General features: G+C 45.9%; 19 protein-coding genes and 1 tRNA gene. 17 read left to right on the top strand and 3 right to left on the bottom strand.

Annotation, left to right across the window (positions count from 1 at the left end; translation table 11 throughout):
• The 10 genes from Q0546_RS11960 to Q0546_RS04330 all read left to right on the top strand — a co-directional run.
• On the top strand, nt 1–74 hold a 74-nt coding region (locus tag Q0546_RS11960), incomplete at its 5' end, for a hypothetical protein (RefSeq protein ID WP_366519250.1).
• A 130-nt stretch (nt 75–204) separates the two neighbouring features.
• On the top strand, nt 205–849 hold the full coding sequence (locus Q0546_RS04370; protein ID WP_298058175.1) for a cupin domain-containing protein: 645 nt from the start codon (nt 205–207) through the stop codon (nt 847–849).
• Nucleotides 850–887: 38 nt separating this feature from the next.
• A complete protein-coding gene (locus Q0546_RS04365) occupies nt 888–2108 on the top strand; it encodes a PIN domain-containing protein (protein ID WP_298790868.1) in 1221 nt (406 codons plus the stop codon).
• An 82-nt stretch (nt 2109–2190) separates the two neighbouring features.
• Nucleotides 2191–2823 carry a uroporphyrinogen-III synthase gene (locus tag Q0546_RS04360; protein ID WP_298790866.1) on the top strand — a complete coding sequence of 211 codons (633 nt, stop codon included), beginning with the start codon at nt 2191–2193 and terminating at the stop codon, nt 2821–2823.
• 232 nt (nt 2824–3055) lie between these two features.
• The gene (gene purD, locus Q0546_RS04355; RefSeq protein WP_298790864.1) at nt 3056–4309 is read left to right on the top strand and encodes a phosphoribosylamine--glycine ligase; all 1254 of its coding nucleotides are present in this window, start codon (nt 3056–3058) and stop codon (nt 4307–4309) included.
• Nucleotides 4306–4755 (top strand): RDD family protein, encoded by a 450-nt coding sequence (locus tag Q0546_RS04350; RefSeq protein ID WP_298790862.1) that lies wholly within the window; start codon nt 4306–4308, stop codon nt 4753–4755. Before purD ends, Q0546_RS04350 begins: the two co-directional genes overlap by 4 nt.
• Nucleotides 4745–6919 carry an LPS assembly protein LptD gene (gene lptD, locus Q0546_RS04345; protein ID WP_298790860.1) on the top strand — a complete coding sequence of 725 codons (2175 nt, stop codon included), beginning with the start codon at nt 4745–4747 and terminating at the stop codon, nt 6917–6919. Before Q0546_RS04350 ends, lptD begins: the two co-directional genes overlap by 11 nt.
• Complete coding sequence (locus Q0546_RS04340) at nt 6919–7629, top strand: phosphoribosyltransferase family protein (protein ID WP_298790858.1); 711 nt, start codon at nt 6919–6921, stop codon at nt 7627–7629. The genes lptD and Q0546_RS04340 overlap by 1 nt, the downstream gene beginning before the upstream one ends.
• The gene (locus tag Q0546_RS04335; RefSeq protein ID WP_298790856.1) at nt 7614–9812 is read left to right on the top strand and encodes a polyribonucleotide nucleotidyltransferase; all 2199 of its coding nucleotides are present in this window, start codon (nt 7614–7616) and stop codon (nt 9810–9812) included. Before Q0546_RS04340 ends, Q0546_RS04335 begins: the two co-directional genes overlap by 16 nt.
• Before the next feature lie 16 nt (nt 9813–9828).
• Nucleotides 9829–10683 (top strand): universal stress protein, encoded by an 855-nt coding sequence (locus Q0546_RS04330; protein WP_298790854.1) that lies wholly within the window; start codon nt 9829–9831, stop codon nt 10681–10683.
• Between the two features lie 577 nt (nt 10684–11260).
• On the opposite strand, the gene Q0546_RS04325 is transcribed toward Q0546_RS04330, so the two are convergent.
• Nucleotides 11261–11344: transfer RNA gene (locus tag Q0546_RS04325), tRNA-Leu, on the bottom strand.
• Nucleotides 11345–11389: 45 nt separating this feature from the next.
• Nucleotides 11390–11689, bottom strand: coding sequence for a F0F1 ATP synthase subunit C (locus Q0546_RS04320; RefSeq protein WP_122862636.1), 300 nt, complete (start codon nt 11687–11689; stop codon nt 11390–11392).
• A 272-nt stretch (nt 11690–11961) separates the two neighbouring features.
• Between Q0546_RS04320 and Q0546_RS04315 the strand changes: the two genes are divergently transcribed.
• From Q0546_RS04315 to Q0546_RS04295, 5 genes are read left to right on the top strand one after another with little or no spacing between them, the layout of a single operon-like run.
• Nucleotides 11962–13299 (top strand): sodium-dependent transporter, encoded by a 1338-nt coding sequence (locus Q0546_RS04315; protein WP_298790851.1) that lies wholly within the window; start codon nt 11962–11964, stop codon nt 13297–13299.
• Nucleotides 13300–13301: 2 nt separating this feature from the next.
• The gene (locus Q0546_RS04310) at nt 13302–14642 is read left to right on the top strand and encodes a sodium-dependent transporter (protein WP_298790849.1); all 1341 of its coding nucleotides are present in this window, start codon (nt 13302–13304) and stop codon (nt 14640–14642) included.
• Nucleotides 14643–15224 carry a TRAP transporter small permease subunit gene (locus Q0546_RS04305; protein WP_298790847.1) on the top strand — a complete coding sequence of 194 codons (582 nt, stop codon included), beginning with the start codon at nt 14643–14645 and terminating at the stop codon, nt 15222–15224.
• Nucleotides 15221–16546 carry a TRAP transporter large permease subunit gene (locus Q0546_RS04300; RefSeq protein ID WP_298790843.1) on the top strand — a complete coding sequence of 442 codons (1326 nt, stop codon included), beginning with the start codon at nt 15221–15223 and terminating at the stop codon, nt 16544–16546. The genes Q0546_RS04305 and Q0546_RS04300 overlap by 4 nt, the downstream gene beginning before the upstream one ends.
• Nucleotides 16547–16597: 51 nt before the next feature.
• A complete protein-coding gene (locus Q0546_RS04295) occupies nt 16598–18028 on the top strand; it encodes a DUF4139 domain-containing protein (protein ID WP_002952680.1) in 1431 nt (476 codons plus the stop codon).
• A gap of 671 nt (nt 18029–18699) precedes the next feature.
• Here the strand turns inward: Q0546_RS04295 and Q0546_RS04290 are convergent.
• Nucleotides 18700–19707: a hypothetical protein gene (locus Q0546_RS04290; protein ID WP_298790840.1), complete on the bottom strand. Its 1008-nt coding sequence runs from the start codon at nt 19705–19707 to the stop codon at nt 18700–18702.
• A 109-nt stretch (nt 19708–19816) separates the two neighbouring features.
• Here Q0546_RS04290 and Q0546_RS04285 point away from each other — a divergent pair, with 109 nt between their 5' ends.
• Together Q0546_RS04285 and Q0546_RS04280 are read left to right on the top strand one after the other, a co-directional pair.
• Entirely contained in the window at nt 19817–21637 is a 1821-nt protein-coding gene (locus tag Q0546_RS04285) for a biotin/lipoyl-containing protein (RefSeq protein ID WP_298790838.1), read from the top strand.
• A gap of 19 nt (nt 21638–21656) precedes the next feature.
• The coding region (locus Q0546_RS04280) for a phosphoenolpyruvate carboxykinase (ATP) (protein ID WP_298790836.1) at nt 21657–21866 on the top strand (210 nt) is incomplete at its 3' end.

Genomic DNA, 21866 nt, shown 5'->3' with positions numbered 1-21866 from the left:
ACGAAGTAGACGGCATCAACCGCGTAGTTTACGACATCTCGAGCAAACCGCCTGCAACGATAGAGTGGGAGTAAAATTTAGGCGTTTTTGCGCCTAAATTTCATTTCAAACCGACTTAAATTTAATAATAAGAGATAATCCTTATCAATAAATCGTCCGAAAATTTTAGCTACAATGACGCGTAAATTTACGAAAGGAAGAAAAATGAGTAAAATTTACAATCTAAACTCCGACACGAAAGTGATCGCAAAAAGCGTCGTTAGCAAGAGAATTTTTGATTGCGAGAACGCTCACGTCGACGTGTTTGCCTTTGACGCGGGCGAGGAGCTGGATCACGAGATGCTATTTTGTGACAGTCTCGCGTGGGTCGTAGAGGGCGGCGCGAGTTTGCACTACGGCGAAAAGCAAATGCATCTAGGCGGCGAACAGGCCTGCCTCATAGAGAAAAAAGTGTGGCGAAAACTAGTTTTCAACGAACCGACGAAATACGTCTCAATCGATTTTAAGGAGGACTTAATGATAGATCATTTACCTAAGGCGGCTATTTTTAGCCTAGTGGACGCAGTCGAATACGAAGAAGGCAAAATCGTGAGCAAAACGCTCGTCAAAAACGAAAGCGGCTCGATGTCGTTACTGTCGTTTTCAAAGGACCAACAACTCTCCACTCACGCGGCTCCGGGCGACGCGCTTCTGGTCGCGCTTGACGGCGAGATGAAGCTAACCATCGGCGACGAGCATTTTGATATCAAAAAGGGCGATACCATCGTGCTTCCGGGTAAAATCCCGCACGGGCTAAAGATCCCGGAAAAATTTAAAATGTTACTCATCGTAACAAAAGATAAGATGTAGAGTTTCGGGGCGATTGCCCCGACTCGTTTAGGAAATATATGGCAAGATTTATAATAGACGACGAAAATATAAGCGTAGATAATCTAGCAACGCTAAAAAAGCTAGGACAAAAAGATAAAATTTATATCGTAACCAACAATAGACAAAAGCTAAGCATCTCCGTTTTGGCGTGGTTTCTGGCGCGAAAAATCAAAATAAAAATCATACTTTTAGAAAGCGCTCACAAGGACTATGCCGATAAAATAATTACGTTTTTAATGGGCAAACTCTCGCACAAAAAAGACAAAATTTACATCGTCAGTAACGATAAATTTTACGACGACGTGATAGAGTTTTTTAATAAACAAGATAAAAACGGCGGCAAATTTCATAAACTCAAATTTGACTTCAACCGCTCGCATACGGCGCAGCTCATCGAAGAAAATCAAGACGAAATCGCGATCTTGATACGAAACTCAGGTAGCCTCAGCGAGCTTCATATGAAATTTATTTCAAAATTCGGCAGTAAAAACGGTGCCGGCGTGTATAACGCGTTAAAAGAGGATGCGAGGAAAATTTACAAAAAACCTCAAATAGAAAACTCGCAAAAAGGCGAAGTAAAGCGTATCGCAGCGCCAAATTCTGCAAAATCGCGCACGGCTACAAAAGTCGACGAGCAAAAATTTAGTGAGCGAGAAAAATCGCAAACCGAGTCAAATGTAAACGGCGAAATTTTGCACGCTCAGAGCGTTTCGGGCAAAGAGCAAAATTTAGAAAATCGCTCTCAAGTAGATCAAAATTTGGAGTCTCTAAAATTGCAATCTTTGGAAAGCGAAAGCGGTGCGGCAGCAAACGAGGAGAGAAATTTACAAGAAGCTAAGGGTGTAGAGTCAAATTTAGGCGAGAATCTCGATCCTACCGAGCACCCGAAAGATGCGGAGCAAAATTTGAGCCTCAAGGCTTCTAGCGAGGATCTTAAAGCGGATGGGAAAGGGCAAAATTTATCAAACAAGCGTCCGCCGCAAAAATCAAAGCAAGCTCCCGCACCGCAAAACGAGGCAAAAAATAAAGCTGAAAATACGACAAAATCGCAGCTCGCGCTCAAGATAGACGAGGTTAAAAAGCAAGAGATTAGGAAAATCGCGTTTGAGAGTAAAAATTTAGGCGATTTTCACAATGGGCTCGTGAAAAAATACGGCGCAGAGGATGCCGGCAAACTGTATAAAGCGCTAAAACAAAAGGCAAAAGAGTATCTAAATAGGCGCAACGTAGCAAAGTAAAATTTGCTTTTTGGCTACGGCTTTTAAATTTTAAGGATTTGCGGTAAAATTCGGACGCAAAATCATAAATTTAAGGGCGAAAATGATCTATCTGGTCGGGTCAAATTTGGAATTTGAGGGCGTAAAGACGCTGGTTTTAAACGAGATCAAATTTAATAAATTTAGCGTAAATTTGGCCGAATTTGGCGTGCTGGTTTTGACCTCCAAAAACTCCGTAAACGCACTAAAATTTAATCAAATTTCGCCCGCTAGTTTGCAAATTTACTCCATCGGCGAAGGCACTAGCCGCGCGGCTAGCGAGTTTGGCTTCGCTCAAATTTACACTGCAAAAAACGCTCACGGAAACGACTTTGCCGCCGAGATCGCACCGTTTCTAAAAGGCAAAAAAACGCTATTTTTAAGAGCGCGTGAGACGGCTTCGAGCGTGGGCGAAATTTTGCGGGAAAGCGGCGTAAATTTGACGCAGATAATCGCTTACGAAAACGTTTTTAAACCGCTTAACGAGGAGCAAAAACCGCCCAAAAACTCCGTGATTATTTTTACGGCTCCCTCGGCGGTACGAAATTTTACTCGTAATTTCGGCTGGGATGTGAGCTATAAAGCCGTTGCTATCGGGCTTACGACGGCAAAAGAGCTAGAAATTTTTACCTCGCCCGTAGTGAGTGCTCAGCAAAATATAAATTCCTGCGTAAGCCTCGCAAAAACGCTACTTTAAGCTAAAATTTTATATAATAACCTTGCCTGAGTGATTTGGCAGCGTATTTTTACAGGGTCCAACACATTAGTATCGGCGAAGATGTGCGGAACTGTGTGACGTGGCTTCGTTTGAGCGTGCGAGCGCGAGAAGTTGCGACCTAAAGGAACCGCCTATTTGCAAGGTTGGCTTTGAATTTTCGGGCCACTTATATGCGCACCGCTCACTTGGGTTTTTTATTTTTGGAGAAATTATGAAAATTTTGATAATCGGAAGCGGCGGGCGCGAGTACTCAATAGCTCTAAAACTTCAAGAATCCCGCAAACACGAGCTTTTCTTTGCTCCAGGAAACGGAGCTACCTCAAAGCTCGGCACAAATCTAAACATCAAAGACTATAATCAGCTCGCAGAATTTGCCCAATCAGAGCAAATAGAGCTAACTATCGTAGGTCCCGAAGCGCCGTTAAGCGACGGCGTCGTGGATATATTTAAGGCGCGAAATTTAAATATTTTCGGGCCGAGCAAGGCTGCGGCCAGGCTTGAGGGTAGTAAGGCGTTTATGAAGGACTTTTTGGCTAGAAATGCTATCCGAACGGCGGCCTATCTAAATACCGATGATTGCGATTCTGCGGCTAAATTTATCGACTCTCTTACCGCTCCGGTCGTCGTTAAGGCCGACGGACTGTGCGCGGGCAAAGGCGTGATAATCGCGCAAAGCCGCGAGGAAGCAAAGGCCGCGGCTCGCGATATGCTAAGCGGAGAGAGCTTCGGCGAGGCGGGTAAACGCGTGGTCGTGGAGGAGTTTTTAGACGGATTTGAGCTTAGCTTTTTTGCGATTTGCGACGGCGAAAATTTCGTTAGCTTGCCGGTAGCGCAAGATCATAAGCGCCTAAAAGATAACGACGAGGGACCAAATACCGGCGGCATGGGCGCATACGCTCCTAGTCCGCTAGCAAGCCCCGAGCTAATAAAACAGGTCGAAGAAGAGGTCGTAAAACCGACTCTAAAAGGCATGAAAGCCGAGGGAAATCCTTTCTGCGGCGTGCTTTTCGTGGGGCTTATGGTGGTTAAGGGCGTGCCGTACGTACTTGAGTTTAACGTGCGTTTCGGCGATCCTGAGTGCGAAGTGCTAATGCCGTTAATAGATGGCGACCTGGGCGAAATTTTATTAAATGCGGCAAAAGGCGATCTAAAGCCCGTGAAGCTAAAAGACGAATTTGCTGTCGGAGTCGTAATGGCTAGTAAAAATTATCCTTTTTCAAGCTCGCCTAGGGCCAAAATTAGCATAAAAAACGTGCCTGAAAACTCGCACATAGCATTTGCCGGCGTGAGCGAACAGGGCGGCGAGATATATGCCGACGGCGGACGAGTGCTCGTGTGCGTGGGGCTTGGCAAAAGTATAAAACAAGCACAGCAAAAGGCCTATGAGCTTTGCGAAAACGTAGAATTTGACGGCGCGCGGTACCGAAGAGATATCGCCTGGCAAATGCTAAAAGGGCGCGAATGAGAAGGAGCGTCATAGACAAGCTCGAAAACGAAAATATCACGCTCGCTAGCGTCGGTAAAAGAGCCGTCGCGTGGGGGATAGATAAGTTTTTAATCTCGGTTTTGTTTTATGCCGTATACTACGAAAAATTTGATGGGCTGGACTATGAGCAGATCAGTGCGCTAGCTATGGAAATGATACCGCAGATCGTTTTGCTCGAGGTTATTTATCAGACGTTTTTTACGTGGTATTGCGGCGCTAGTATCGGCAAGGTCGCGATGAAGATCGTGTGCGTGGATATTGATCTGCTCGATAAGCCAGGCTTGCTAAATTCTCTCACTCGATCTTTGGTTCGCATCATCGGTGAAAACGCATTTTTCCTAGGTTTTGCATGGGCGTTTTCAAATCCATTATTTCAAACGTGGCAAGATAAAGCCGCGAAAACGGTAGTTATAAATGTTTACTAGAATTTTTTTGTTATTAATGTTTGGGGCTTTTAGTTGCTTTGCGGCTCAAAATTTCGAGCTTTTGGCTGATGACGTAAAACGCGATAAGGGTATAGTTACTGCAGATAAAAACGTGCTTGTGTATTCGCAAGATTATTTGATGAGCGCGGATAGAGCTGTTTACGATCAGCAAAAAGAGATCTTGGAGCTTTTTGGTAACGTAAATTTGATAAGAAACAAGGACGAAATCTCGCGCTGCTCATACGCAAAGATCGACCTAAATAGTAAAGATAGTAGCTACGAAACGCTATTTATGATGAACCGAGATATGGAAGTATGGATGCAAAGTGACGAGAGTAACAGTACGTCTAAATTTTATGAGGTAAATGGCGCGGTCGTATCGAGCTGCAACGTCCAAGACCCAGACTGGAAGATCAAATTTAGTAGCGGCAAGCTAAATCGCGAGAGCAAATTTTTACACCTTTTTAATCCGGTATTTTACATTGGAAACGTACCTGTATTTTATTTGCCGTATTTTGGTTTTTCAACCGATACTCGCAGACGCACCGGCCTTTTACCGCCGGAGTTTGGTTACGGCAAAAGCGACGGATTTTACTACAAACAGCCTATCTATATCGCCGAATACGACAGCTGGGACTTGCAGTTTGATCCGCAAATTCGCACTAGGCGCGGTACGGGCATATACGGCACGTTTAGGTTTGCCGACTCGCCTTATTCTAGAGGCTCGGTGACGCTTGGCGCATTTAAGGATACTGATGGTTATCGCCAAAGACAGATCGAGAAAAACTCGCTAAGACTCCCGCTAAAAAATAAAACGCATAAGGGCGCTGACGTAAAATATGAGCGCGACAAGCTCGTCAAACACCTGATAAACGAGGATTTACAAGAGGGCTTGTGGCTCGATGCGACGGCGCTAAACGATATCGACTATATAAATTTGAAAAAACGAGGCTCGGGTAGCGACGACAACCCCCTCGTAACCTCAAAACTAAACTATTTTCTAAGTAGCGACAAGCACTATTTCGGCGCATATGCGAGGTACTACACGGACACCTCAAAAATCGGTAGTCCGAACGAAAATAAAGATACGCTTCAAGAGTACCCGAGCTTTCAATATCATAAATTTACCGATAGTTTTATCCTGCCGAACGTGCTTTACTCCGTCGATCTCCACTCGCATAACTACACGAGAAAAATCGGCGTAAAAGCGACGCAGTACGAATTTAATCTGCCGGTTTCATTTCATCTGCCTTTAGCGGACGATTATCTTAAATTTTCCTATTATCACTATTTGTACGCTACACACGTAGATTATGCAAAGAAAATGTACCGTCCGACAGGAGATGAGGATAGGAGCGCAAACTATATAGAAAACTATCATAAATTTTCTCTCCAGACAGATCTAGCTAAGGCTTACGAGAGCTTTTATCATAGTTTAAATTTGGGCGTAGATTACGTGGTTAAAGCATATAATGAAGGTGACTTGCCAGACAGATACGAGACGGCCGAAGATGACGGCAACGTATACGTCTACGACATGCTTGGACGAAAATATCAGAGCTTTATCAATCCTCAGCACACTAGAGACGAGGTTTCGGCCAGAGCGACGCAGTATTTCTTTAACGAAGACGGTAGGAAAATTTTACGTCATACGATTTCGCAGGGTTATTACACTAAAGAAAATAAGCGCTCAAATTTGAAAAATATCATCGGTTGGTATCCGCTACCAAATTTGTCTTTTTACAACAGACTTGAGTATTCGCACGTAAATAAATATTTTGAAAAAGTTCAAAGCGGCGCAAGCTATACGCATGATAAATTCGGCGCTAGCCTCTGGCACACAATGCAAAGAAAAAATGCGCAGGAAAAGCAAAACTATCTGCACCTAAACGGCTACGTCGAGCTTCCGCATAACTATAGGCTATTTAGCGGTACTCAGTATGACCTTGAGCGCGACTATAACAAGCAGTGGCAACTAGGCGTCTCTCACCGCAGAAAGTGCTGGAACTACACGTTTGTCTATGAAGAGGAGCTTGAGCCTACGACGACCACGAGCGGAACGGCCGCCAAAAAATCAAGAGGTGTTTACTTCTTTATAAATTTCTATCCGATGGGCGGCGTGCATTACGACTTTTCAGTAGGACAGACGACACAAGGTAGCTGATGAGCGATTACCGGGATCTTGTGTTTGAAAACCAGCTCGAAGCAGCCGAAAAGTTGCTCGAAATTTTGCCCAAGAAGGAGTTGGTTGCAGGCGAATATCTGATAATATGTAGCTCTATAGACTCTGTTATCATGGTCGATAGAGTGGCTCGCGGGCTAAATTTGAGCTATGAGATGTTGTTTTGCGAACGTATTCTTGCGCCGAATAACCCAGAGTGTGAGATCGCGATGGTTAGCGAAAAGGATGATGTGGTGCTAAACGATGAGCTGATTAAGAGCTTTGGTATTAGTTACGATTTCGTTTATGGCGAGGCGGATCGCAAATATGACGAAAAAATCCTAAAAAACGTATATAAATTTAGAAAAGGAAATTTAATCGGCGATCTAAAGGATAGAAATATCCTGCTCGTCGATGAGGGCTGCGAGACGGGTCTTACAGCGCTAACCTGCCTAAAAACGCTCATGCGCGAGCGAGTAAAATCAGTCACCTACGCCACGCCGCTCATCGCTACCGACGTCGCCGCAGCTATTGCGCCGCTGGTGGATGAAATTTACGCCGTGCATAAGATCGCAAATTTTATCGAAGTGGATTTTTACTACGAAAACAAAATCGAACCAAAACCCGAAACCGTGCTTTCCATATTAGAGGAGAGTCCGTTTTATATACCATTACAAAAACAAGGAGATATCAGGACATGCAGTATTCAATAGAAGTCAATAATCAAGTCGAAATTTACGATATAAACAAGGTCGCCAAGCAAGCTAGCGGCGCGGTGCTTTTGCGCGTAAAAAATACCGTCGTTTTGGCCACCGTCGCTCGCGAGGATACGCAAGTTACCGAGGATTTTTTACCGCTAACAGTGCAATACATCGAAAAAACGTACGCAGCGGGTAGGATTCCGGGCGGCTACGTAAAAAGAGAGACTAAGCCGGGGGATTTTGAGACACTAACTTCTCGTATCATCGACCGTTCGCTTCGTCCGCTCTTTCCAAAAGGCTATGCATATCCGACGCAAATCGTCGTTATGGTGCTATCTTGCGATCCCGAGGTTGATTTGCAAGTTGTCGCTCTAAATGCGGCTTCGGTAGCACTCTATCTTAGCGACATTCCGGTAAATGCGCCCGTTTGCGGCGTTCGCGTGGGATATATAGATAATAAATTCGTAATAAATCCTAGCAACTCCGAGCTAAAAACTTCTGCCCTGGATCTTTATGTTGCGGGCGTAAAAGACGAGCTTTTGATGATCGAGATGAGAAGTATTGCGACTGAAAAAGACGAAATAATGCCTATCGCGCTAGATCCTATGATGGATCCGAATTTAGGCGGCGGCGTGATAGCGATGCAGGACATGAACGAATTTAGCGAAGATCTCATCGTGGAGGCGATTGCAGAGGCGGGCAAGGCTATACTTCGCGCCTCAAACGCTTATGAAGAGGCATTTAGCCAGCATAAAAAAGAAGACGCACAGCTCGAGTTAAAACCCGAGATTGAAAACGAGAGCGTTGCCGTTTATCTAAACGAATTTTATAAAAATGACGTAAAAGCCGCGATAAATCAGATGGCCAAAAGCGAGCGTGCTAGCGAACTAACCAAGATTGCTAAGCAAATTTTGACCGATGAAGTAGCTCAAAAAGAGGGCTGGGGGGAGGAGGTCGTCTCTAACGTCCTAGCTAAATTTAAGAAAAAAATCGTCCGCGAGCAGATCATAAACGAGGGCGTTCGCGCCGACGGCAGAGGGCTTAAGGAGGTTCGCCCGATTAGCATCGAGACGAATATCCTGCCAAACGCTCACGGCAGCTGCCTTTTTACCCGCGGCCAGACGCAAGCTCTAGTAGTCGCGACTCTAGGCACCGACGGCGACGCGCAGATGTACGATATGTTAACGGAAAAAGGCGCCGTGACGGATAAATTTATGTTTAACTATAACTTTCCGGGCTTTAGCGTCGGCGAAGCTAGCCCGCTAAAGGCTCCGGGCAGACGCGAGCTGGGTCACGGCAATCTCGCTAAACGCGCGCTTGCGCCTAGCATCGACGCAAATTCGCCTTATACTATCAGACTCGTGTCCGAAATTTTAGAAAGTAACGGCTCAAGCTCGATGGCTAGCGTTTGCGGCGGCTCTTTAGCGCTGAGAGCTGCCGGCGTCGATACGCCAAAACTAGTCGCGGGCGTCGCGATGGGGTTAATTTTTGAGGGCGATAAGTACGCCGTACTAACCGACATCATGGGGCTAGAGGATCACGACGGCGACATGGACTTTAAAGTCGCAGGTAGCAAAGACGGCATAACCGCGCTTCAGATGGATATAAAGCTAGGCGGTATCAGCCTTGACGTGCTAAAAGAGGCTCTTTTGCAGGCGCGCGAGGGCAGGCTGCATATATTAAATTTGATGGAAAAAGCAAACGAAAATATCTCCGTAAATGAAGACATACTGCCTAAACTAGAGCTTTTTAGCGTTGATCCGGGCAAGATCGTGGACATCATCGGACAAGCCGGCAAAACGATAAAAGAGATCATTGAAAAATTTGACGTCGCCATCGACCTCGACCGCGAAAAAGGCGAGGTAAAGATCGCCGGCGCGCAAAAATCAAGCGTAGATGCAGCTAAAGACTATATCATACAAATCGTCTCAAAAGACGGCGGCAAGGGCTTTGGCGGCAAAAGAGGCGGCAGAGACGGCAAACCTCACAAGACGCCTGAGTTTAATATCGGAGACGAATTTGAGGGCGAGGTAAAAAGCGTAGTAGAATTTGGCGCTTTTATCGGGCTTCCGGGCGGCGTGGACGGGCTTTTGCATATCTCAAAGATCAAAACGCCTCTAAAAGCCGGCGATAAGGTCAAAGTAAAAATCAGCGAGCAAAAAGGGCACAAAATTTCCCTTTCTCTAGCGCAATAAATTTAAAGGAGAACCGATGCAGTATAAAAAAATATTTTTCCCAATCGGCGCGGGCGACGACGTAAAAGAGCGTATCAGAGGGGCTTTACTGGTCGCTAAGCATTTTAATAGCCACATCGAGATTTTGGCTTGCCAGCTAGATCCAGGCGTTGTTTATAATATGAAAATGACGCTTAGGGGCGGAGTTCTTTACGATGAGTTTTTGAAGGCGGCGAAAGCTGAGCTTGGCGTCGAACACGAACGCAATGAGACTATTTTTCATAAACTTTGCGAAGAGCTTGATGTTAAGGTTAGCGACGAGCCGATCGAAGGCAAAACGACGGCTAAATTTGTTACTAAAAGCGGCAAGCGAAGCGTAGTGGTCGAACAGGAGTCTAAATTTTGCGATATGGTAGTTGCCGCAGTACCGCTTGACGGTAAGATCACCGGCACTTTTGAAGCAGCGGTGCTAAAAAGCGGCAAAACGGCTATCACAATACCAAGGCGCATAACGAGCTTTAAGGCCGACAATATCCTAGTTAGCTGGAACGGCTCGACGCAAAACTCTCGCGCCGTGAGCAGCTCGATCGAGCTGCTAAAAAAAGCTAAAAAAGTGCATTGTATCACTTGCATGCCGCACTCTGGCGACGGTAGCGCAGAGGAAAATCTAAAAAAGCTAGAAGAGTACCTAAAACTGCACGACATACAGGCGACTTACGAGGTCGTGAGCACGACTTCGGTACCGGGCGAGGCATTGCTGCGAAGCGCTAAAGAGGGCGGATTTGATCTTATCGTAGCGGGCAGATACGGCGAAAACGGCTTTTTGGAGATATTTTTGAGCGGTACTTCGAGGTATTTCCTTAAAAATACGACGATACCAGTCTTTATGTAGGACACAGTTCGTAGCCAAATTTTTAAATTTGACGTTTGGCTCCGAGGTAAATTTAAGTGACTGGCCTTTTATAAGAGGTCGGTTGCTTTTTTAATTTTGTGACTGACTTCGGGCGCTTGCTGATTAAATTTTAGATTTTTATTTCATTCCTTATCGTTTTGCACTTGTTTTTAAATTTAGATACTAGCAATAGAGGATTAAATTTATCTTGCTAGACGGCTACTTTTTTATCGATTTTAAAACTTAAATTTATTTTTGTGGTTATTCGAGAAGCTTATAAGCGGTAAAACTTAGTAAAAACTATTTCAAATTTTGCAAAAACTTCCTTTTAAATTTGGTTGTGCTGGTCTGCTATGTAAAGATGCGATTCGCTTCTTATGAGAAATGCAGTACCAAAGCAATCTCAAGTATTTTGAGTATTCGCAGCAAATTTGACTCTTTAGGGGTAATGGGAGACACTAGTGCAAGAACATGATTCTAGCGAATAATATCGACTTGTTTTGATGTAATCAGTGTTTTTGAAGTTGGAAAATCATTGATGGCTTGGAAGATTTTTGTTGGAATTAAATAAGAATTATGGTGCGACCTGCGAGATTTGAACTCGCACACCCTTCGGCACTACCACCTCAAAGTAGCGTGTCTACCGTTCCACCAAGGTCGCACGTAGATTAAAAAGAAGCAAAGAGCGGGATGAACCCGCCCGAGATTATAACATTGGGTTTGCGTAAAGAACGATTAGCGCGATAACTAGCGCGTAGATAACTTGAGCTTCGATCATCGCAAGAGCAACGAACATCGTCGTAGTTAGCTTGCTGCCTACGCCAGGGTTTCTAGCTGTGCCTGAGATTGTCGCAGATGCGGTATTTCCCATACCGATAGCGCCGCCAAGAGCCGCTAGGCCTAGACCAACTGCTGCTGCAAGAACAGAGTAAGATTTTAGCATTTCGCCGCCGTCCGCAAACGCGAAACTAGCAAAAGCCATCATTAAGAAAACAACTTTTTTCATAAAGTCTCCTTGTAAATTTAAGCCATTTCGGATCAGACCCCTACTTTGAAGCTTTGAGAGCGCATTTTATAAAAATTTAGCTTTGAGTTACTTAAAACCGAGAAAAATTTTCATAAAATTTCTACTCGTCAAATTTGCCGCCCTGTAGTGCTACAAATTTACAAAAAATTTCAGCGATGTTTCGTTTTTCTACGAATTTATTTAAAAATTAGAATTTTAAAAGCTTTTTTATGCTAGCCTCGCTTCTGAAATTTTAAATACTAAGGTTAAATTTGGCGCAGGATAAATTTTCTAAAATCGGCTTTATCTTAGCCGTCGCGGGCTCTGCGGTGGGGCTTGGAAATGCGTGGAAATTCCCGTATTTAGTCGGCCAAAACGGCGGTTCGGCCTTCGTGCTTTTGTATCTTTTTATGACGTTTTTTATCGGACTTGCGATATTTTTCGGCGAGATAGCTATCGGTAAGCTTTCCGAATCCGACCCCGTAAATGCCTTTAAAAAACTTGCACCAAAGCATAAAGAAGCATGGAAATTTGCGGGTTTTACGATGATAGGCGCGATCATCATCGCCTCTTTTTACACGGTCATCATCGGATGGATACTAAAATACGCAGTTATGGTAATAACCGAGCTGCCAAAGGATGTCGAGGCTTCGGAGAAAATTTTCGGCAGCTTTTACGCTAACGACGCCGCGTCTCAAATTTTTTACTTCACGATCGTATTTTTTCTCTGCATTTTTATCGTTTCAAAAGGCATAAAAAGCGGCATCGAGCGCGTAAACGTATGGATGATGCCTTCGCTTCTTATTTTACTTATCATCATGCTTAGCTACTCGTTTACGATGGACGGCTTCGTGCAGTCGGCTAAATTTTTGCTGGTTCCCGATTTTTCAAAACTGGGCGTAAGTAGCATTCTTACCGCGCTTGGACTCGCGTTTTTTACGCTATCTTTGGGCGTTGGCGTTATTATCGTTTACTCCGCGTCATTGCCTGATAATACGAATTTAGTTAGTTCCTCGATCATCATCGTCGTGATAAACGTCGTGATGGGTATTTTGATGGGACTTGTTATTTTTACCTTTGTATTTGAGTTTGGCGCGACGCCTAGTCAGGGCGTGGGACTAGTGTTTATCTCGCTGCCGACGCTATTTGCGAAGCTGGGCACGCTCGGACACGTGCTTGCGTTTGCATTTTTCTCGGCACTGCTTTTTGCGGGCATTACCTCGGCCATCTCGATGCTGGAGCCTTTCACGCACTATCTCATCCGCGAGTTTGGCTTTTCTCGTAAAAAAGCCCTCGCGCTAATTGGCGCTTTTATCTACTGCATGGGCATTTTGTGCATACTTTCAAGCATAGATGGCGTTAAAGAAAATTTGGTATTTTTTGGCAAGAGCTTTTTTGACTGCCTTGATTTTCTCAGCTCAAACATCATCATGCCAATCGGCGGTATCACAGTGTCGATTTTCGTCGGCTTTGTGATCAAAAAAGACGCGCTTTACATACTTTTTGGGCCGTATATGAGCAGGGCGGTTTTTGAAATTTGGTATTTTATGATTAGATTCGTAGCTCCCATCAGCATCGTCATCATCACGATAAATGCGCTAAGGGGCTAAGCGTGGCAAGCGATAAATTTTCTAAAATCGGATTTATATTATCCATCGTGGGCGCTGCTATCGGACTTGGCAATGCGTGGAAATTTCCATACATGGTCGGCGCAAACGGCGGCTCGGCGTTCGTGCTTTTGTATCTTGTTTTTGCCGTTGCGGTCGGGCTTAGTATATTTTTTGCCGAGATGGCGATGGGTAAAATTTCAAACGCCGATCCCGTTAACGCCTTTCGCTCGCTTGCTCCTAAAAACGGCAAATTTTGGGGCTACGCCGGCGTCATAATGATAACGGGCGTTTTGGTCGCGTCGTTTTATACGGTCATCATCGGCTGGGTTATTAGGTATTCGGTCTTATCTCTTGGCGAGCTTCCGCAAAGTATCGCGGTTTCGGGCGAAAATTTCGGCAAATTTATAAGCTCTGACATCTCGGGTCAAATTTTATACTTTAGTATTGCGTTCGCGGCCTATTTTTTCATCCTCTCAAAGGGCATAAAAGGCGGTATCGAGCGCATAAATTTATGGCTTTTGCCGACGCTTTTTTTACTGCTTATTTTTATGCTGATTTACTCGATGCAGATGGGCGGATTTTCGCAGGCGGCGGAGTTTTTGCTAGTGCCCGATTTTTCTAAGATTACGAGCGAGGCGGTGTTTGTAGCTCTTGGGCTAGCGTTTTTTACGATGTGCGTTGGTATCGGCGCGATCGCGACGTATTCGGTGAGTCTAGATGACAAGACCAATCTTTTCACCTCTTCGCTCTACGTCGTCGCGCTAAACATCATCGTTAGCGTCGTCATTGGGCTTATTGTTTTTACATTCGTTTTTGAGTACGGCGAGCAGCCTAGCCAGGGCGTGGGGCTTGCATTTATATCGCTGCCTACGCTGTTTGCTAAGCTAGGGGCGATGGGAAACGTCTTAAGCTTTACATTTTTTACCGCGCTTATTTTTGCGGGGCTTACGTCGGCTATCTCGATGGTCGAGCCGCTCGTTTTTTATCTCATCAACGAGTTTAAGATCCCTCGCCTGGGCGCTATCGCAATCGTAGGCGTTTGCGTTTACTGCCTGGGCACGCTTTGCGCGCTTTCAAACATCGCAGAATTTAAAGACGCGCTCACCTTTTTCGGCAAGGGATTTTTCGACGTTTTGGACTATCTTAGCTCAAATATCATGCTGCCGCTGGGCGGTATCGTGATAGCGGTATTTGTCGGCTACGCGATGAAAAGAGGCAGCCTAGAGGAGCTATTTTTACCGTATATGGGTAGGGCGGTTTTTGAAATTTGGTATTTTTTACTGCGATTCGTCGCGCCGATTTGCATTTTGGCGATAATGATAAGACAAATTTTGGGGAGTTAAATGGAACGAAATTTAAAAAAAGTAGAGAGGTTTTTCGATAAAGTCGGCAATGTCGTGGGCTACGTCTGTATCTTTGTGATGTTTTTGATGATCGCGGACGTTTTTTTTAACGTCACGGCGAGATATTTTTTCAAATACGGCAACGTAGGCCTTCAAGAGCTTGAGTGGCACTTTTTTAGCATCATTATCCTGCTTGGCATGAGCTACGCGCTAAAAGACGACGCACACGTGCGAGTGGATATATTTTACGAAAAGATGAGCGTAAAGAAAAGGGCGCTCATAAATATGGCGGGCGTTATCCTTTTTATCCTGCCGCTTGCGCTTTTGGTCGCGTGGCTGAGCTGGGACTACGTCGTGGAGGCGTACGAGAGCGGCGAGGGTAGCGCAGATCCGGGCGGTTTGCCGTATCGCTGGGTTATCAAGGCCTTTATCCCGTTTAGCTTCTGGCTACTTATATTTTTTAGCGTCGGCTACTTTATAAAGTGGCTAAACGTCTATCTGGACGCTCGTTCAAATTTAAGCGAAACGGGCAAATTTGACGCAAATTTAAGCAAAACCGCGCAACAAGGAGAGGGAAAATGACCGGCATAGTAATGTTTTTAGCCGCGCTTTTTATGCTTGCTATCGGCTTTAGCGTCGCATTTACCTTTGGCGCGATAGCCGTTATTTTCGGACTCATCGGCGGTATGGTCGAGAGCTTTGGCGACGGTAACGGCTTTATGGGCGGGCTTGAGATTTTTAAAGAGACCTTTAACTTCATGCCTTACCGCATCTACTCGATAATGGAAAATAAAATCCTCATCGCCGTGCCGCTTTTCGTTTTTATGGGCATTATTTTACAAAAGACCAAGCTGGCCGAGAGATTGCTCGAGTCTATGGCGTTTTTATTCGGCGAGATTCGCGGCGGCGTGGCGATCAGTACCGTGCTAGTGGGCGCGCTATTAGCCGCATCTACGGGCGTTGTGGGCGCTAGCGTCGTAGCTATGGGCGTTATGAGCCTACCCGTGATGCTAAAGTACAACTACAACAAAGCTCTAGGCTGCGGCACTATCTGCGCTTCGGGAACGCTTGGACAGATCATCCCGCCTTCCATTGTGCTTATTATTCTTGGCGACGTCTTTACGGTGCCAGTCGGCGATCTTTTCCGCGAGGCGATATATCCGGGTCTTGCGCTCGTGGGCGCATATATAGCCTATATCCTTATCATCTCTTACGTGAAAAAGGACTACGCGCCGCCGGTCGTCGTCGAAAGCGACGTGCCTAAATCAAAGCAAATTTTAAACGCTATACTTGCGATTTTGCCGCCGTTGGTGCTCGTCGTGCTGGTGCTTGGTTCGATATTTGAAGGCATCGCTACGCCGACGGAGAGCTCGGCGTTTGGCTGCGTGGGCGCGATCGTGCTTTCGCTTTTTTACAGGACTTTTTCGTTTAAAATGCTAAAAGAAGCGCTCGAAGAGAGCGTCAAAACTACGGCCGTCGTCTTTACTATCCTTATCGGCGCGACAGCATTTTCGATGGTGTTTAGCTACACCGGCGGCGACGAGATAGTTGAAGAAGTGATGTCTAGTTTGCCGGGAGAAAAATGGGGCTTTATTATCTTAGCGATGATTACGATTTTTGCGCTAGGATTTTTTATAGACTTCGTCGAGATTTCGTATATCGTGCTACCGATCTTGGCGCCGATTGCCGTAAATTTAGGCATAAATCCGCTATATTTCGCCATCGTTATCGCGATGAATTTACAGACTTCGTTTCTCACTCCTCCGTTTGGCTTTAGCCTCTTTTATCTAAAAGGCGTGGCGCCGGCAGAGGTCAAGACGTCCGACATCTACCGCGGCGTGGTGCCCTTTATCGCGATACAAATTTTAGTTCTGATCATCTTTACGATCATCTTGCTAGGCTAAAATTTATCTTTGTAAGGCTATAATCTCTTAAATTTACCCAAAGGAGAGAAAATGAGAGAGATAGCCTTAGTTTCGGCGTTTGCGCTGATAGCGAGCGCCGAAAGTAACCTGATAGAAATCTACAAAAACGCCTCATTTATCCATCAAAACTTCACCGACCAAAAAAGCGAATTTAGCCTAAATTTGCCCGATTTCGTCGGGCTTGAGGATATCGACGTGGCTGCGTCGTGCGAGCTTCTAAGTCTAAATTTAAACGAAGCAAAGCCCGCAGAAAACGAGGCCTACGCTAAATTTAAGCAAAACGAAAAAGAGCTTGAGGAGCTAAACGACAAGCTAAACGCACTAAATTCCAAAAACGCTTTTTTAAATAATTTTCCGGCCTTTAAAGAGCAAAGCGTCGCAAATTTGGACGCCGACGGCGATAAATTTTACGAAGCCGTGCTAAAAAATCTAGCCCAAATTTCGCAAACCAAAAAGCAAATAGACGAGCTGAAAAAGAAAATGAACGCGGCCGAGGTTAAAAATTTCCAAAAGCTTGATTTGAAATTCGAATGCGACCCAAAACAGGTCAAGATCTCCTATCCCGTGGGCGTTAGCGTAAATTTGAAAAATAAAATCCATGCCGACGTCGCAAAAGGCAAGGTCGAAATCTCGCAAAATTTGACCATGACAAATCCTTTAGGTATCGATCTAAACTCCCTTACGATCGCGCTTTATCCGTTTTACTACTCGTCAAATTTGACCCCCGCGCCATTTTATCCGCGCTACGAAGGCAAACCGGCGCCGCGAAATATGATGCCGCTAGCAGCCGCGCCGATGATGGAGGCGAGCGCCGATATGGCCGTGGCAAGGGCGCCCGCAAAGAAAAATAGCGTCAAAGACGTGCAGTCGAGCAACGAGCAAAACGCGCTCGCAAACGCATGGCGCATCGAGGGCGTGAGTCTAAAAGCGGACGAAACGGCTGATTTTGCCTACGACAAGCAGAGTTTGGATGCTAAATTTGACCTCGTGATCGACGGCTACGGCAGTGCGGGCGCTTTTGTTAGAGCCGCGTTTAAGCCCGAGCGTAGTATAGAGAGCGCGCAAAGCGAGTTTAAGATTGACGGTATAAATATCGGCAAAAGGTACGTAGGCTACGCCGCGGGCGAGGATGCAAAGGAGTTTTTTGGCAAAAACGAGCTTGTTAGCGTGAAAAAAGAAGCCAACGGTGAACATACGAAAGAGTCGTTTTTCGGCTCGAAAAATAAGATCTCGCGCGGATATAAATTTAGCATCAAAAACGGCTCAAAACTCGCGTGGGACGTGGTTTTGGAGGAGCAAGCGCCAGTTAGCACGCATGAGAGCGTAAGCGTGAGCGTGAAAAACGACCCGAAAGAAAACGAAATCGGCAAAGACGGTAAGGTAACGTGGAAATTTGCGCTTAAGCCAAATGAGAGCAAGAAGATAAATTTCTCCTATGAGCTAACTAAGCCGAGCGAATAAAATTGTAAATTTCTTGTTGCGGCTTGTCTCGCGAGCGCTTTTCCGAGATTTTGCAAAATTTTCGCTCCGCAGGCTATATGCCTAGCGCACGCTCAATTTTGCTTCAAAACTCGAAAAATCATCTCGCGATACTTCGCCTTATCTTTTTTGCGATCAAATTTGAAGTCAAATTTGTAAATTTTACCCACCGAGATCTGCATCTTGAAAATGCAAATTTAAAATTTGAAGCGCGTAAGCGCTGAAATTAAACCTGCACGTAGTGCAGCAACCTCTCACGTGCAGTGGGGTTGGAGAGGGCATGGGAGAGAGTCTGCTTTGCAGTTGCGAGGTAAAGCCGAAGCAAAGGAAGGCGACGCTCTACTTTGCTTCGCTCGTAGCTGCAAGCAGACCGTAAGTAGAGCCCCTTCCTCTCCCAAAGAAAAGAAAACAGATAAATTGCTAAGGAGCTCTTTTGCTTCGGTTTTACCTCACTTTGCGCTTGCACTCCCTTTGGGAGTTGCCAACAGAGCGCCATCCACCCCCCCCTCCATCTCTTTTACATGAAGCAAAAAACCTAAAATTAACCAAGCCAAATTTACTATCGTCGAGATGCTGGTCTCGGCGAGTAAAATTTGCTAAATTTATCTCGGTCAAATTTGCCAAATTTATCCATAAAATTTAACCTGCAAAAGCTAAAAACCAAACTCAGCGTAAAATTCGTTCAGGTAGTCAGAGTAGTAGGTATTGCCGTTTCTGGCGTCAAATTTGCCCGCCAGCTCCAAAGCCGTTTTGTAGTCGTTTTCGTCGCCAAACGCGCTAACTGCGATGAAAAATCGCAGGTCGTTTAGATTGTCGTTGCCCTCAAGGATTGCCGCAGAGTGCTTGCGCGCTAAGTTTAGCGCCGTCTCGCGCTCATCTAGCCTAACGGCGATCTCGATGAGCGGGGCGACCATGTTTATGACGCGAGGATTTGACTCGATCGTCGCCGCGGCCTTTGGCAGCAGGGCTTTTGCCTCTTCTATCTTGCCCGTTTTTATCATGCTAAAAAGTATCGGCGTGTAGGTCGTGTGAGGCACCTCGGCACAGGTTAGCTCGCCTGAGAGTATCGGCGCGGCAAGCTCCAGTGCCGCTGCATGCTCGCCGGCAAAATTTAAATAGGCGATCTCACCCGATGCCTCGCACGCTTCGCAGTCGGCCATATCGTCTTTGGCGAGCTTTTTCCATAGTTCGTAGCTTGCCTTCGCCTCTCTAGCGTCGCCCATGTCTATGTTTTGATTCATCAAAGCCTTGTAGTAGGCAGCCAGCGAGAGCTCCATGCGCTCGTAGTAAAACAGCATAGCTTCGTTTGCCTCGTCTATGAGCTCCTTTTCTATCACAGAGCTTTGAGCGACGCCCGAGACGATCCATTTAAATTTCCACAGGCAGTCTACAAAGTCGTCAAAATTTGGGTATTCGCTCTCGCTTTCTTTTGAATTTTGCACGATATAGTCCGTGAGCCACATTAGCGCTCTGGTTCTTAGAAACGCGCCGAATTTTTCAAATTCGTCGTTTAGTACAAAGTCGCAAATTTGCGCGGCAAACGCCAAATCCTGCGCCTCTACGGCGTCTCTTATCTCGTCAAACAAAAACTCTTCTTTATCCGCTAATCTATCAAATTCTTTTAGCTTTTTATAAAGCTCTTCTAGCGTGCGCTCTTGCATTTGCTCCCCTCGTTAAACATTTTTGTGATAATGCTTTGATTTTATTATATCCACTTAATCTAAAACTAGGTAAAATTAGCACGATTTTGAAATTTGACAAGGCGGCAAAATGGCGAAAAAATTTATAGACGTTATGGACACTACCTTTAGAGACGGCTTTCAGTCGGTTTTCGGCGCGCGCGTGGCGATGGCTGATTTTTTGCCCGCGGTTAGCGCGGCTAAAGAGGCTGGTATAACGCACTTTGAGTTTGGCGGCGGGGCGCGGTTTCAGAGCCTTTATTTTTATTTGAACGAAGACGCGTTTGCGATGATGGATAAATTTCGCGAAACGGTCGGACCTGAAGCAAACCTGCAAACTCTAAGCCGCGGCGTAAATACCGTGACGCTAGATACGGGCAGCCGCGAGCTAGTCGATCTGCATGCAAAGCTCTTTAAAAAGCACGGCACGACCACGATACGAAACTTCGACGCGCTAAACGACGTGGAAAATTTAAAATTTTCTGGCGAACGTATCGCTCATCACGGCTTAAAGCACGAAGTGGTCGTCACGATGATGGATCTGCCCGCGGGCTGTTCGGGCGCGCACGACGTGGCGTTTTACGAGCGGATTTTGCGCGAAATTTTAGACGCGGGCATCCCGTATCACAGCGTTTGTTTCAAAGACGCCAGCGGCACCTCCAGTCCGCAAAAAGTATATGAGACCATCAAAATGGCTCGCAAACTCCTCCCGCAAAATACCCACATAAGACTCCACACTCACGAAACTGCAGGCGTTAGCGTCGCATGCTATATGGCCGCTCTAGAAGCCGGAGCAGACGGTATAGATCTAGCCGCAAGCCCCGTTAGCGGCGGCACCAGCCAGCCAGATATCCTAACGATGCTGCATGCCGTTAAGGGTAAAAACTACGATCTGGGCGGACTTGATGTAGAGAAAATTTTAAAATATGAAAGCGTGCTGGGTGAATGCTTGAAAGACTATTTCCTGCCGCCAGAGGCCGTGCAGGTTAGCCCGCTCATCCCGTTTAGCCCGATGCCAGGCGGCGCGCTAACGGCAAACACCCAAATGATGCGTGATAATAATATCTTGGATAAATTTCCAGAAGTCATCCTTGCCATGCGCGAAGTCGTACAAAAGGGCGGCTACGGCACGAGCGTGACGCCTGTGAGTCAGTTTTATTTCCAGCAGGCGTTTAACAACGTGATGTTTGGCCCGTGGAAAAAGATCGCCGAGGGCTACGGCAAAATGGTACTAGGCTACTTCGGCAAAACGCCTGTGGAGCCAGATAAGAGCGTGGTTAAACTAGCTAGCGAGCAGCTAAATTTAAAGCCGACCAAAGAGCACGCCATGGATATTGCGGATAAAGACGAGAGCAAGTCGCTTAAATTTACGCGCGAGCTACTCAAAAAGGAGGGCATCGAGCCTAGCGAGGAAAATATCTTTATCGCTGCGGCGTGCAAGGAAAAAGGCATAGCGTTTTTAAAAGGCGAAGGCAAGGTAAATATCCGAAAAAAATCCGCAAACGCAGGCGAAACGAGCGCACCGACCTCGCGTGCGAAAACTCCGATAAACGAAAAATACAGCGTCACCGTAAACGGCAAAAAATTTGACGTCGAGGTCGCAGACGCTGACGGCAAAGCCGAGATAAAAAGCGTAAAACCAGCAAGCGTAGCGCACATGCCGCCTCCGGAGCTCTCTCCGGCTAAAACGACCGGCGGTAGCGGCGAGCCGGTGAAAAGCACGCTTCCTGGAAACGTGTTTAAAATCCTAGTCGCAGTGGGCGATAGCGTGAAAAAGGGACAAAGGATGTTCGTGCTAGAGGCCATGAAGATGGAAATAGACGTAAACGCTCCAAAAGACGGGCTGGTAACGTCTATCGAGGTACAGCAGGGGCAAACCGTGGCAAACGGTCAAATTTTAGCGAAAATTTAATCCAAAATAAGGAAGAAAAATGGTAAACGAAATAGAAAAACTAGGTCTTAAAGACATCAAAAAAATCAACCACAACCTAAGCTACGACGAGCTTTTTGAGCTTGAAAAAGCGATGGGCGAGGGACGCGTTAGCAGTAACGGCACCTTTATGGTGGACACGGGCATCTTTACGGGTCGCAGCCCAAAGGATAAGTACTTCGTAAAACAAGACCCGAGCCAAAAATACATC

This window comes from uncultured Campylobacter sp. (assembly GCF_937997465.1).
Lineage (GTDB): Bacteria > Campylobacterota > Campylobacteria > Campylobacterales > Campylobacteraceae > Campylobacter_A.
The sequence above is the reverse complement of the archived record's forward strand: the minus strand, read 5'-3'. Positions and strand labels throughout refer to the sequence as shown.

Excerpts from the sequence above, each read along its gene's own strand:
- Q0546_RS04300 (WP_298790843.1), top strand. The coding sequence starts at position 15,221 with ATGACCGGCATAGTAATGTTTTTAGCCGCGCTTTTTATGCTTGCTATC.
- Q0546_RS04365 (WP_298790868.1), top strand. The coding sequence starts at position 888 with ATGGCAAGATTTATAATAGACGACGAAAATATAAGCGTAGATAATCTA.
- Q0546_RS04360 (WP_298790866.1), top strand. The coding sequence starts at position 2,191 with ATGATCTATCTGGTCGGGTCAAATTTGGAATTTGAGGGCGTAAAGACG.
- Q0546_RS04305 (WP_298790847.1), top strand. The coding sequence starts at position 14,643 with ATGGAACGAAATTTAAAAAAAGTAGAGAGGTTTTTCGATAAAGTCGGC.
- Q0546_RS04335 (WP_298790856.1), top strand. The coding sequence starts at position 7,614 with ATGCAGTATTCAATAGAAGTCAATAATCAAGTCGAAATTTACGATATA.
- Q0546_RS04285 (WP_298790838.1), top strand. The coding sequence starts at position 19,817 with ATGGCGAAAAAATTTATAGACGTTATGGACACTACCTTTAGAGACGGC.
- Q0546_RS04330 (WP_298790854.1), top strand. The coding sequence starts at position 9,829 with ATGCAGTATAAAAAAATATTTTTCCCAATCGGCGCGGGCGACGACGTA.
- lptD (WP_298790860.1), top strand. The coding sequence starts at position 4,745 with ATGTTTACTAGAATTTTTTTGTTATTAATGTTTGGGGCTTTTAGTTGC.
- Q0546_RS04320 (WP_122862636.1), bottom strand. The coding sequence starts at position 11,689 with ATGAAAAAAGTTGTTTTCTTAATGATGGCTTTTGCTAGTTTCGCGTTT.
- Q0546_RS04290 (WP_298790840.1), bottom strand. The coding sequence starts at position 19,707 with ATGCAAGAGCGCACGCTAGAAGAGCTTTATAAAAAGCTAAAAGAATTT.
- Q0546_RS04295 (WP_002952680.1), top strand. The coding sequence starts at position 16,598 with ATGAGAGAGATAGCCTTAGTTTCGGCGTTTGCGCTGATAGCGAGCGCC.
- Q0546_RS04350 (WP_298790862.1), top strand. The coding sequence starts at position 4,306 with ATGAGAAGGAGCGTCATAGACAAGCTCGAAAACGAAAATATCACGCTC.
- purD (WP_298790864.1), top strand. The coding sequence starts at position 3,056 with ATGAAAATTTTGATAATCGGAAGCGGCGGGCGCGAGTACTCAATAGCT.
- Q0546_RS04340 (WP_298790858.1), top strand. The coding sequence starts at position 6,919 with ATGAGCGATTACCGGGATCTTGTGTTTGAAAACCAGCTCGAAGCAGCC.
- Q0546_RS04370 (WP_298058175.1), top strand. The coding sequence starts at position 205 with ATGAGTAAAATTTACAATCTAAACTCCGACACGAAAGTGATCGCAAAA.